Below are 12,016 nucleotides of genomic sequence, written 5' to 3'. Positions count from 1 at the left end.
GACCTCGGGCATCGAGCAGATCAACCAGGCGATCACGCAGATGGACCAGGTCACGCAGCAGAACGCGGCACTGGTGGAAGAAGCCGCCGCTGCCGCCGCATCGCTGCAGGAACAGGCGGGCAGTCTCGTCGACGCCGTCAGCATCTTCAGGCTCGGCGGCGACGACGAATCGTTGACGCGGATCACGCCGATGCCGGCCGTGCGCCGGCAGGTGCCGAGGTCGCGCGCCGGGGGACCGACCGTGCAGCGGGGGAAGAAGGCGCGCACCGTCTCCGCCTGACAGTGCCAGGACGCCCTCGGCCTTCAACTTTCAGCACCTGCGGCCGATAAAGAACAAAGAACACATACAGGCATCGACACGATGCCGCACCCAACACCCCATACAGGCAAAGCCACATGTCAGGAAACTTGTTCTTCACCGGCCTGAGCGGTCTCGGCGTCGCGCGCACCGCGCTCGTGACCACGGCCCACAACACGGCCAATGTGTACACCGCGGGCTACAGTCGCCAGGTGGCCCAGGTCTCGACCAACTCGGCCATCAGCTCGGGCTCCGGCTACATCGGCAGCGGCGCGCGCGTGACCACGGTCACGCGCAGCTACGACCGCTATCTCACCGCGCAACTCGCCTCGGCCCAGTCGACCTCGGCGGCGCTGGCCTCGTACGGCACCGAGATCAACCGCATCGATTCGCTTCTGGCCGACAAGACCGCCGGCCTGAGCCCGTTGATGCAGAACTTCTTCACGGCGGTGCAGGGCGTTGCCAACACGCCGGCCGACTCGGCAGCGCGCCAGCAGCTCATCAGCTCGGCGCAATCGCTGTCGAGCAAGTTCCGCTCGACCGACCAGTACCTCTCCGACCTCAACGAGTCGGTCAATGACCAGATCTCGGGCGGCGTCGAGCAGATCAACACCTACGCCGGCAAGATCGCCAGCCTCAACCAGCAAATCGGCATGATGAGCGCCGTGGCCGGCGGCCAGCCGCCGAACGACCTGCTGGACCAGCGCGACCAGCTCGTGAGCGAACTGAGCCAGATCGTGCACGTCAAGGTGCTGGAGCAGGACAACGGCAAGTACAACGTCTTCATCGGCAGCGGCCAGTCCCTCGTCGTGGGCGACCGGGCCGCGACGATGAAGGCCGTGCCATCCTCGGCCGATCCGACGCGCACGGCGGTGGCCCTCGTCGGGCTGGCAGGCAATGTGTCGGAACTCAAGGACAACGTCCTCAACGGCGGTTCGCTCGGCGGCCTGATGTCCTTTCGCGCCCAGACGCTCATTCCGACGCAGAACGCGATCGGCCGGCTGTCGATCGCGCTCGCCAGTGCGTTCAATGACCAGCACCAGCTGGGTGTCGACCTGAATGGTGCGCTCGGAAAGGACTTCTTCACGACGGCCGCGCCGGGCATCTTCTCGAGCGCCAGGAACGCCGGCAACATGGTGCTGACCAGCGCCATCTCCAATGCCAACCAGCTCACGACCAGCGACTACTCGGTGGAAGTGCAGACCGGCACGCCGAAGTACGTCGTCACGCGGCTCTCGGACAAGCAGGTGATCGGCTCCTATGACGACACCGATTTTCCGGTCAGTTTCGACGGCGTGACCGTCTCCGCCGCCAGCGGCACGGCCCAGTCGGGCGACACTTTCCTGATCCAGCCGACGCGCACCGGCGCGCGCGACATGGAGGTGACGGTGCTCGATCCCGCCAAGGTGGCCGCCGCATCGCCGGTCATCACCGGCAACACCAGCGGCAACCAGGGCAGCGGCGCGCTCGGCAAGGCAACCATCGATTCGGCCTACCCGGCTTCGCCGCTGGCCGCGAACGTGATGCTGACCTTCGACGGCGCGACCAACACGCTGTCGGGATTCCCCGCGAGCTCCGCCATCACCGTGACGCTGGCCGACGGCACCGTCAGCAACTACGCGGCCGGCACGCCCGTGCCCTACACGGCAGGCGCCAGGATCAGCTTCGACGGCATCAACGTCAGTCTGAGCGGTGCCCCGGCGACCGGCGACACCTTCACCATTGGCAAGAACACCGGCGGCGTGTCCGATGGCAGCAACGCGCTGCTGCTCGGCGCACTGCAGCGCAAGGCCACGGTGGGCGGCGGCACCACCACCTTCAATGGTGCCTATTCGCAGCTGGTGAGCCAGGTCGGCAACCGCGCGATGGAGATCAAGGTCGCGGCCACCACGCAGGACAGCGTGACCGGTCAGATCAAGGCGAGCCAGCAGTCGATCTCCGGCGTCAATCAGGACGAGGAAACCGCCAACCTGCTCATGTACCAGCAGATGTACCAAGCGAATGCCAAGGTGATCCAGACCGCTTCGACCATCTTCGACGCGATCCTCGGCATCCGCAGCTGACCTCCACCCAAACCCACACCCGAACTCAAGGAGCCGCGATGCGCATTAGCACCAGTTCTTTCTACGAGCAGAGCATCAGCGCGATGGGCCTGCAGCAGCAAAACCTCTTCCAGGTGCAGCAGAAGCTGTCGGCCGGGACCAAGTTCCTCACTGCCGGCGACGATCCGGTCGGCGCCGCGCGGGCGCTCGGCGTCAGCGAGACGCTGGCCGAATCGGCCCAGTACGCCACCAGCCGCGACCGCGCCATGCTGTCCCTCACGCGGGAAGAATCCGCGCTCGACGGCGCGACCTCCATCCTGCAGAACATCAAGACGCTGACCGTGCAGGCCGGCAACGGCACGCTGTCGGATGCCGACCGTGCCGCGCTGGCGACCACCATCCAGAGCAATCTGGACCAGCTCGTGGGCCTTGCCAACTCCGACGATGGCAACGGCCAGTTCCTGTTCGCCGGCTACAAGAGCGCCAACGCGCCCTTTGCCGTGCAAGCCGGGGGCGGCATCCAGTACCTGGGCGACCAGGGCCAGCGCCTCATGCAGGTCGACGTCGCACGGCAGATCTCGACCTCCGACGATGGCCGCTCGGTGTTCCAGTCGGTGCAGGGCTCGGCGGGCTACGTGACCGCGGGCGGCGCCGTCAACACGGGCTCGGGCGTGTTCAGCTCGGTCGGCGTGGCCGATGCGACCGATCCGAACTTCGGCAAGGACTTCCAGATCAGCTTCGATGCGGTCGGCAACTACTCGGTCGCCACCAACGACACGCCGCCCGTCGTGACAGCCACCGGCGCCTTCGTCGCGGGCGAGCCGATCTCCTTCGGCGGCTTGCAGATCAGCGTCACCGGCACGCCGGCGGCTGGCGACACCTTCAACGTCACCACCGCCAGGAATGCCGGCGCCGACATCTTTACTTCCATCGCGGAGCTGGTCACCGCGTTGCGTACTCCCCTGACCGGTGCCGGTGAGGAAGGCAAGGCCAAACTGCTGAACGCCTTGAGCACGGCCAACGTCAAGGTAACCAATGCGCATGACAACGTGCTCACGATCAAGTCATCGGTGGGTTCGCGCATGAACGAACTCGACGCGCTCGACGACAGCGGCGAGACGCGCGACCTGATGGACAAGAGCTACCTGTCGGCCATCCAGGACCTGGACCCCGTCGCCGCGATCTCGGAGTTCTATCAGCGGCAGTCGTCGCTGCAGGCGACCCAGCTCACCTTCACGAAGCTGAACTCGATCGCGTTGTTCAACTACCTGTAATCAATAGCCTGCAAGCCTGGAAGTCTTCGGGTGCACGCGCCCGGCCTCTCGCGGATGAGGACGCAGAGGATCGAGAATGTGCGACATGCCATTCTTCGATTCGTTGACAGGTGCGGGCGCAACCCGCGTGGTGGCCGGTCTCGCTATTTGGTGCGCATTGACTCCGATGGGCGCAGGTGCCGCACCGACGGATGAGCGCAACCCGAGCTGGGGTGCGATCGCGTCCCGGGCGGGCTGGTATGGCTACTCGTACAACCACGCGTCGCGCAGCGCTGCGGAGCGGGCGGCGCGCGCCCAATGCGATCGCGCGGCGCGTCGCGATGGCACATGCGAGGTGCGGGCCTACTTCGATCGCTCTTGCGGCGCGCTGGCCGCAGGCAACTACGGCGAATGGGCGACGGCTACCGCTGCGACGGCCAAGGCTGCGGGCCAAGCGGCCGTCGGGCAGTGCGATCTCCATCTGCCCACGGAGCCTTGCAAGGTCGTCGTCAGCGTCTGCTCGCCGCCCTGAGGGTAGCCTGTCGTCATGGACTCATTGATCGCCGCTTCCGCGCGCGCGCTCGCTGCCGGCGACGCCCTCGGTGCCCTCAAGCGCGTCGCCCTGCGCGAAGACCCGCCCGCGCTGGCCCTGCGCGGCATCGCCATGGCCCAGCTCGGCGAGCATCCGCGCGCACGCGAGTTGCTGCGGCGGGCCGCCAGCGGCTTCGGCGCGCACGAGGAACTGTCGCGTGCCCGCTGCGTGGTCGCCGAGGCGGAGGTGGCGCTGGCCATGCGCGAGCTGGGCGGCTCGCCGCGCTCGCTGGCCGCGGCCGTCGCCACGATGGAGGCACACGCCGACCACGCCAATGTGCTGCAGGCGCGGCTGATCGCTGCACGCCGACTCCTGCTGCTCGGTCGCCTCGATGAGGCAGGGGCCGCGCTGGCCGGACTCGATACGGAGGGGCTGCCGCCGGCGCTGGCGGCAGTCGCGGAACTCAGCGCTGCCGAGCTGGCGTTGCGCTCGCTGCGCACCGGCCCGGCACAGGCGGCGCTCGCCCGTGCGCACGAGGCCGCCCATCGTGCCCGCGTGCCGGCGCTGCTGGCCGAGGTCGCGGAGGCGCGAGCCGCCTTCGACCGTCCCGCCGCCCGATGTCTTTCCGCCGACGGGGAGCAGGCGCTGCGCCTCGACGAGGTCGCGGCGCTCCGGGCCTCGAACACTCTCGTGATCGACGCCTGCCGTCGTGGACTGCGTGCCGGCGACACGTGGCTGTCGCTGGCGCGCCGTCCGGTGCTGTTCGCACTGGTGCGCGCGCTCGCCGAAGCGTGGCCCGGCGACGTCGATCGCGAAGCCCTGATCGCGTCCGCGTTCCGGGCCCGCGATCCCGACGAGACCCACCGGGCACGCCTGCGGGTCGAGATCGGCCGGCTGCGCGCGCTCGTCAAGCCGCTCGCGCAGATCGAGGCCACTGCGCGCGGCTTCGTCCTCAGGCCGGGCAGCGAGCGCCGCGTCGCCGTGCTGGTGCCACCCATCGACGGCGACCAGGCCTCGCTGGTGGCGCTGCTTTCCGACGGCGCGGCATGGTCGACCTCAGCCCTGGCGCTGGCATTGGAAGCGAGCCAGCGTACCGTGCAGCGCGCGCTCGCCGAGTTGGAGGCCGATGGGCGCGTGCGCTCCATCGGGCGAGCGCGGGCGCAACGCTGGCTGTCGCCGCCGCTGGCGGGATTCACGACGATCTTGTTACTCCCCGCATCGCTGCCGATTGAATAGAGTTGTCTCGCGGGCCCATTCCGAGGCTCGAGTCGCGCTTCAGGAGCCAACGATGACCAGCAAGACACTCGACAGACCCCAGACGAAGCCGCGTGCGGCCGAAATCGTTCGCGAATACGGCCCGTTCGACGGCGCCGATCGGATCCATGGCGTGACCCACGACGGGCAAAGAGTCTGGGCCGCCACCGGAGCCCGGTTGGTCGCTTTCGACCCCGGGAGCGGCGAGCCCACGCGCTCGCTAGACCTTGCCTGCGACGCCGGTACCGCCTTCGACGGCACGTACCTCTACCAGATCGCCGAGGCGCGCATCGACAAGATCGATCCCGCCACCGGCAAGGTCGTGTCGTCGATCCCGGCGCCGGGCCATGGCTCCGACTCGGGGCTGACCTGGGCCGAGGGCAGCCTGTGGGTAGGGGAGTACCGCGATCGCAAGATCCACCAGATCGATCCCGACACCGGCGCGGTCAGGCGCACCATCGAATCCAACCGTTTCGTCACCGGCGTGACCTGGGTCGACGGCGAACTGTGGCACGCGACCTGGGAAGGGGATGAGAGCGAAATCCGCCGCGTCAACCCCGAGAGCGGCGCCGTGCTCGAAAGGCTGGAGATGCCGACCGGCATCGGCATCAGCGGGCTCGAATCCGATGGGGCGGACCTCTTCTATTGCGGCGGCGGAGGCAGCGGCAAGGTCCGCGCCGTGCGTCGTCCCAAGGCCGGATCGTGAACGCGCACCACAAGGAGCACACCATGAACACCGCCATGGCCGAAGCCGGCACAGTGGACCATCCCGTCGTGCCGATGGACCGATGGGTCGCCGAGCGCAAGGCGCTGCTGGCGCGCGAGAAGGAACTGACGCGCATGCACGACCAGGTCGCCCACGAGCGCCGGGCGTTGCCGTGGGTGCGCATCGAGAAGGAGTACGTCTTCGACACACCCGAGGGCTGGAGCACGCTCGCCAACCTGTTCGAAGGCCGCCGCCAGTTGCTGGTGCAGCACTTCATGCTCGGCCCGGGGTGGGAGGAGGGCTGCAAGAGCTGCTCGTACATGGCGGATCACGTCGACGGCATGAAAGTGCACCTCGAGCATCGCGACGTCACACTGATGGCCGTCTCGCGCGCGCCGCTGGCCGAGATCGAAGCCTTTCGCCGGCGCATGGGCTGGCAGTTCAAGTGGGTGTCCTCGTACGGCACCGACTTCAACCACGACTTCGGCGTGAGCTTCACGCAAGACGAGTTGGCCAGGAACGAGGTCTACTACAACTTCGACATGCAGCCCTTCCCGAGCGAGGAAGCACCGGGGATCAGCGTGTTCTACAGGAACGAAGCGGGCGAAGTCTTTCGCACCTACTCGACCTACGGGCGCGGCGTGGAAGTGATGATGGGCACCTACAGCCTGCTCGATCTCACGCCCCGCGGCCGCATCGAGGACAACCCGCTCTACGCCATGGATTGGGTGCGCCACCACGATCGCTACGAGCAGGCGCCCATTGCGAAGACGAAGCCTGCGGTGCTCGGCGCGTGCTGCAGTTCGCACGTCTGACGGGCAGGTCGACGGGAGCGGGCGGCGGTCCAAGGGCAGTGGCGCCCTTAGACTCGAGGGCAGATGATCGCCACACTTTCCGCCGTCACGCGCGACCGACTGCGGCGCTTCGTGCGCATCATGCGCATGGCCGCGGTCATCGGTGCGGGCGTCGGTGCACTCTACGCCGTCGCGATTGCCGGACCGGGCGCTCGCGCGCTGCTCGGCTCCCTGCTGATCTCCATACCGATTGGTGTCATGGACGCCCTGCTCACGGCTTCATGGATCGCCGGCATCGAGATCTTCCTGCTGACTCGCGCTTCGATGCGATGGCTCGACGCGCTGCCATTCGCTGCGGTGTTCATCCTGAAGACGCTTGTCTACGGCGCGATCGCAGGGGCGGTCCTCGCCGGCCAGCCGGGAGAGCGCTTGTTGGGCGTCGTTACCGTCTATGACGCGCGCACCTGGCTGATTGCGGTTTGCCTCTCGCTCGTGCCCGTTGCCGTCGTGGTGATGATGTTTCAGGCCGCGGGCCTCGTCGGCTACCGCACGTTCGTGGCTCTTCTGCTTGGAAAGTATCGCCGGCCCTACGCCGAGCGACGCTTCTTCCTCTTCGTCGACGTGGTGGGCTCGACCGCGATCGCCGAGCGGCTCGGGGCGCTGGAGGCACATCGCTTCCTCGCCGCGGTGTTTTCGGCAGTCGCCGAACCGATCGAGCTATGCCGCGGCGAAATCTACCAATACGTCGGTGACGAGATCGTCATCACCTGGGTCGAGGCCGACGGCGTTGCCGATGCGCGGGCGTTGCGCTGCTTCTTCGCGATTCGCGCGGCGCTCGCCGCGGACGCGAACCGGTTTGTCCAACGCTTTGGCGTGCAACCGGAGCTGCGTGCGGCCCTGCATCTGGGCGAGGTCATCGCCGGCGAGGTCGGCCAGGTGCGCCGTGCGATCGTCTTCCACGGCGACGTCATGAACACGACCGGGCGCCTCGAGCAGGCGACCCGCGAAGTCGGATGCTTCTTCATCGCATCGGCGGAAGCGCTCGCCTCCCTGGGTCCGCCGCCCGAAATCCGTACCCACGACCTTGGCGCGCTGGCGCTGCGCGGACGAATCGAGCCCATCCATGCGTTCTGCGTCGAACATTCGGACAGGAGCGCTTTGAAGAGCGCATGAATGCCGTGCGACGAGGCTGCGGATGTGCGACATCGCAAATCACGAGATGCCGTGTTCCAGCCGAAGTCTCCTTTCGAGTTGCTTCAGAAACTTGATTCCCCCCTGCACGAGTTGCACGGCTTCGGGCCGGCGCGTCTTGGGAAAATGCTTCTGGGTCCACGCGCTCATTGCCACCAGCACCGGCAGTAGTTCCAGCCCCTTCTCGGTCAGGCTGTAGACGGCCTTCTGAGCGTGTGTGGGATCCCCGTTCTTCGTCACGATGCCACTCTCGACCAGCGAGTTGAGCCGGTCCGCCAGCACGTTGCTCGAAATCGCCTCTTCGGACTGCAGGAACTCGCGGAAATGGCGCTTGCCCGCGAACATCAGGTCGCGGATGACGAGCAGTGTCCAGCGATCACCCAAGAGCTCCAGCCCAGTGCTGATGGGGCATGTCGATCGGTCGTCGTGTTTCATCGAATTGATTTTATACCGGTTGCAATTTGCAAGCGGTTTGCCCAGAATACCGGTCTTGATTTGCAACCAGTCGAGGAAACCATGACCTACCGGCGATATCACGGCAGCTGCCACTGCCAGGCGGTGCAGTACGAAGCGGAGTTCGACATGGCCGCGGGGAGCAATCGTTGCAATTGCTCACTTTGCAGCAAGGCACGTGCGTGGTTCCTTTTCGTGCGAGGCGACAAGTTCAAGCTGCTCGCGGGCGACGACGTGCTCAGCACCTATCGGTGGGTGCCGCCCGGCCGGGCCGAGTCCGGTCTCACATACCGGTTCTGTTCGCGATGCGGGATACGGCTTTACGCCACCGGCGAACTGGCGCAACTGGGCGGGCGCTTCTATGCGATTCATGTGCCCACCGTGGACGATGTGGACAGGGAACAGCTGGTGCGCGCGCCATTGAACTTCATCGACAACGCCCATGACCAGCTCGATCGGCCACCAGCCGATACCCGGCTGATGTGAGAGCTCGTTTCGGGCAGACGAGCGGCTGAATGAATCTCATCTGCGTCGATACCCTCCTACTTTGAAGTGGCATGAGCACTCACTGACTTTTTGACTCCGCGCCCTAGGCTGAGATCTAACAAGAAGCGGGATTTGACATGCCGATCTCAGTTTTTCTCGTCGAAGACAACCAGAAGATTCGCGACAACTTGATTCCGGCCCTCGCGGATCTCGGATCCGCGAGCGTGACAGCCACGGCGGAGTCCGAGGACGAAGCGATCGGCTGGCTGGCGAGTCACAAGGGCCAGTGGGACCTCGCCGTCGTCGACTTTTTCCTGAAGCAAGGGACCGGCGCCGGCGTCGTCCGGTGGTGCAACGGGCGCAAGCCCAGCCAGCGCGTGGTCGTGCTCACGAACTATCCGACGCAGGCAACGCGCATCGCGTGCATGGAGGCAGGCGCCGATCGCGTGTTCGACAAGTCCACGGAACTTGAGGAGTTTTTCGAGTACTGCCTGAGTCGGCATCGCAGCCCATCGTGAGAACTCGTCCTCATGCGAACGGCAGCTCGATGATCTGAAGCCGAAAAGGCCAGAGCGATGGGCGCCTGGCCATCCGTACCTGCCTGTTACCAGGTGACTCCGTAGTAGTCATTCACGCGGCGGCTGTAGTCGGTCGTGTAGTCCGGCACCTGCTCCTGCGCATAGCGCGGCGCGCCTTCGAGGACGTTCTTGTCCAGCGGGACCACATAGCCGTCCATGGACGTGTCGTACTTGAGCATGTTCCAGGGCAGCGGATAGCGGTCCGTGCCGATACCGAGGAAGCCGCCGAATTCGAGAACGGCGTAGCGCACCTGGCCGGACATCTTGTCGATCATGAGATCGTCGATCGACCCCAGCTTGTCGCCGGCCTGGTTGTAGACGGTCGTGCCTTCGACGCGCTCGGACGAGATGACGTTGCTGGTGGTTGCGGTAGTCATTGAATGCTCCTGTGTGAGTTGATAAGACAACCCCTGTATCGCGCCCCGCACATCGCGCCGTGATCAGGATGGACGCCCTCGAGATGTAGGCCTGCGCTGGCCCATGGCGATCTGGCCCTTCTACGCGGGACTGCTCGGCGCTGGCCGCAGCAAGCCGCTCGCGGCCCGGGCGCCAAGGGTCATCTCGGTCATCCACGACACCAGCAGCATGCCGTAGGCCTGCCGGCTTCGTTCGTCGGACAGCGCGTGGTCCGCGCCCGCAATGCAGCGGTAGGTCACCGACCTGACGTGCTTGAGGGCTGCGAGGTAGCTCTCGATCACGGGATGCGGCACGGTCTTGTCGTGCTCCGATTCGACGATCAGGGCATCCCCGCGGAACTGTGCGCAGGCGGCCAACGCCCGGTTCTCCGGCGGTTCCACAAGCGACCTCCGGTACTCCGCGAGATCGCTGCGGCTCAGGCTGCCCTTGGGCACCTCCCATTCGGAGTCCCGGTAGAGGGCCGGAACGCGCAGCGCCAGCCATCGGACCGGCCGGAGCGTGGTGGCGATGGCCGCCAGGTAGCCGCCATAGCTGCTTCCGACGATCGCGATCGATTCCGGGTCCACTGTCGGATGGTGAACCAGCACGTCATACGCCGCGAGCACATCGCGCAGGTTTTCCTCGCGGCTCACCGATTGCCGCTGCGCGGCGTGGCGGGCATGCCCGCGCAGGTCGAAGGTGAGGCAGACACAGCCCAGCGCAGCGATCTCGTGAGCGCGTGCCTTGTATTGCTCCTGGCTGCCGTCCCAGCCGTGCACGAGCAGCACGCCAGGCACGGAGTTGGATGCCGCCACCAGCGTGCCGTCGATGTGTTGCCCGTCGACGGCGATGTCGACCTGTTTATGTCGCGTCGGCATGCGCTTCGACAAAGCTGTATTTCGTGAGCCGGCCCACGTCCGGGTCGTGGCCGCTGTAGTTGACGCAGGCGCCCGGCGGAAGATTCGTCTCACCGAAGACCTCGAAGCAGGACGCGCGCACCAGCGAGCGCTCCGGCTGGCTCTTGAAGACTTCCAGCGCCGCCACTTCCGCACCGGTCGCACCGCCCACGCGCCAGGACTGTTCCAGCACGCCCGAGCACCACTGCCCCGCATCGTCGGGGCCCTGGGCCACGTCGTAGTTGATGCGCGATGCCATGAAGCCCGGGTAGCTCTCGACCACTGCGGCGTGATAGACCGCGGCCTGTTCGATGGCCAGGCGCAGCGATGGCTTCAGATCCATGGCGTTGAGCGCATCGAAGCCGCCGCGCACGGCCGTCAGGTCGGAGCCGCCGTAAACCAACTGACCGCGATGGTTGCGGGTCAGCCGCTGCAGGCCGTAGTAGCTCACCGTCAGCGCGCCCACCTTCACCTGCCCGACGCTGAGCGTGCGAGGCTCCCGGAGATTGCGTTCGAGCACCACGCCGTCGACGTCGATGTGGGGCACGCCGGCGAGGGTGCGGTCGAGCGATACCGCATCGTGCACGACGGTCTGGCCGTTGCCACCGGTGGCACGCACCGGCTTCACGCGCACGTCGCCGTCGCGCAGGAGCGCCCGGCCCGCACGGCGCGCATCGCCCTCGCTGAACGCTGAATAGCCAGGCAGCACGCACTTGCCGATTCGCGGGGCGAAGGATTCCACCCAATTCCGTGGACCCGCCGCGTCTTTATCGTGGAGCGGGTGGGTGATGGCCTTGGTCGCGACGTAGGCGAAGGGCACGGCCCCGCCGAAGAAATCGCTCTCCCTGCGGATGCCGATCGCCTGCGCGCGGTGCCCCTCCACCGTGTCGCTCGGTATGAAGTACAGCGGCCCCGCCGGCGGCGGACGACGGCTCACCGGGCCGAAATACTGCATGCCCATCAGGCCGGCGAGGCGCTCGGCCAAGGCACGGCGCGTGATCAGTTCGTGCTCGCTACAGTAGTTGGTCGGGTCGATGACCCATTCCATGACGTAGCCGGCCTCCCCGGTGCCGGGCGAGCCCAGTGAGTCGAAGAGAGGGGTCTCGTTCTGCAAGCTTGTCATGTCGGGCCCTCGTG

Annotated in this window: 13 protein-coding genes and 1 pseudogene; 10 read left to right on the top strand and 4 right to left on the bottom strand. The window is 66.5% G+C overall.

What is annotated here, in order from left to right; all coding sequences use genetic code 11:
- The 8 genes and pseudogenes from QTI04_RS25815 to QTI04_RS25780 all read left to right on the top strand — a co-directional run.
- Window positions 1–280: pseudogene (locus QTI04_RS25815) on the top strand (hypothetical protein); the annotation flags it as partial.
- A gap of 116 nt (window positions 281–396) precedes the next feature.
- Window positions 397–2,361: a flagellar hook-associated protein FlgK gene (gene flgK / locus QTI04_RS25810; RefSeq protein ID WP_286618030.1), complete on the top strand. Its 1,965-nt coding sequence runs from the start codon at window positions 397–399 to the stop codon at window positions 2,359–2,361.
- Window positions 2,362–2,399: 38 nt separating this feature from the next.
- Window positions 2,400–3,614, top strand: coding sequence for a flagellar hook-associated protein FlgL (gene flgL, locus QTI04_RS25805; RefSeq protein WP_286618029.1), 1,215 nt, complete (start codon window positions 2,400–2,402; stop codon window positions 3,612–3,614).
- 85 nt (window positions 3,615–3,699) lie between these two features.
- On the top strand, window positions 3,700–4,125 hold the full coding sequence (locus QTI04_RS25800) for a DUF4189 domain-containing protein (protein WP_286618028.1): 426 nt from the start codon (window positions 3,700–3,702) through the stop codon (window positions 4,123–4,125).
- A 15-nt stretch (window positions 4,126–4,140) separates the two neighbouring features.
- Window positions 4,141–5,361: a helix-turn-helix domain-containing protein gene (locus QTI04_RS25795; RefSeq protein ID WP_286618027.1), complete on the top strand. Its 1,221-nt coding sequence runs from the start codon at window positions 4,141–4,143 to the stop codon at window positions 5,359–5,361.
- Window positions 5,362–5,413: 52 nt separating this feature from the next.
- On the top strand, window positions 5,414–6,085 hold the full coding sequence (locus QTI04_RS25790; protein ID WP_286618026.1) for a hypothetical protein: 672 nt from the start codon (window positions 5,414–5,416) through the stop codon (window positions 6,083–6,085).
- A 23-nt stretch (window positions 6,086–6,108) separates the two neighbouring features.
- The gene (locus QTI04_RS25785; protein WP_286618025.1) at window positions 6,109–6,900 is read left to right on the top strand and encodes a thioredoxin family protein; all 792 of its coding nucleotides are present in this window, start codon (window positions 6,109–6,111) and stop codon (window positions 6,898–6,900) included.
- A 126-nt stretch (window positions 6,901–7,026) separates the two neighbouring features.
- The gene (locus tag QTI04_RS25780) at window positions 7,027–8,052 is read left to right on the top strand and encodes an adenylate/guanylate cyclase domain-containing protein (protein ID WP_286618024.1); all 1,026 of its coding nucleotides are present in this window, start codon (window positions 7,027–7,029) and stop codon (window positions 8,050–8,052) included.
- A 39-nt stretch (window positions 8,053–8,091) separates the two neighbouring features.
- Here the strand turns inward: QTI04_RS25780 and QTI04_RS25775 are convergent, their stop codons facing one another.
- Entirely contained in the window at window positions 8,092–8,571 is a 480-nt protein-coding gene (locus QTI04_RS25775; protein ID WP_286618023.1) for a helix-turn-helix domain-containing protein, read from the bottom strand.
- A 15-nt stretch (window positions 8,572–8,586) separates the two neighbouring features.
- Here QTI04_RS25775 and QTI04_RS25770 point away from each other — a divergent pair, with 15 nt between their 5' ends.
- Complete coding sequence (locus QTI04_RS25770; RefSeq protein ID WP_286604344.1) at window positions 8,587–9,009, top strand: GFA family protein; 423 nt, start codon at window positions 8,587–8,589, stop codon at window positions 9,007–9,009.
- A 137-nt stretch (window positions 9,010–9,146) separates the two neighbouring features.
- Window positions 9,147–9,527 (top strand): response regulator, encoded by a 381-nt coding sequence (locus QTI04_RS25765; RefSeq protein ID WP_286604345.1) that lies wholly within the window; start codon window positions 9,147–9,149, stop codon window positions 9,525–9,527.
- Between the two features lie 86 nt (window positions 9,528–9,613).
- Here the strand turns inward: QTI04_RS25765 and QTI04_RS25760 are convergent, their stop codons facing one another.
- The 3 genes from QTI04_RS25760 to QTI04_RS25750 form a co-directional block, all read right to left on the bottom strand.
- Entirely contained in the window at window positions 9,614–9,964 is a 351-nt protein-coding gene (locus QTI04_RS25760; RefSeq protein ID WP_286604346.1) for a PRC-barrel domain-containing protein, read from the bottom strand.
- Window positions 9,965–10,084: 120 nt separating this feature from the next.
- Window positions 10,085–10,861 carry a S9 family peptidase gene (locus QTI04_RS25755; protein ID WP_286604348.1) on the bottom strand — a complete coding sequence of 259 codons (777 nt, stop codon included), beginning with the start codon at window positions 10,859–10,861 and terminating at the stop codon, window positions 10,085–10,087.
- Window positions 10,845–12,002 (bottom strand): DUF3182 family protein, encoded by a 1,158-nt coding sequence (locus tag QTI04_RS25750; protein ID WP_286618022.1) that lies wholly within the window; start codon window positions 12,000–12,002, stop codon window positions 10,845–10,847. Before QTI04_RS25750 ends, QTI04_RS25755 begins: the two co-directional genes overlap by 17 nt.
- Window positions 12,003–12,016: the final 14 nt, after the last annotated feature.

It is taken from the genome of Variovorax sp. J22R115, assembly GCF_030317005.1.
Taxonomy (GTDB): domain Bacteria; phylum Pseudomonadota; class Gammaproteobacteria; order Burkholderiales; family Burkholderiaceae_C; genus Variovorax.
This window is presented reverse-complemented; position numbering and strand designations above follow the sequence as displayed.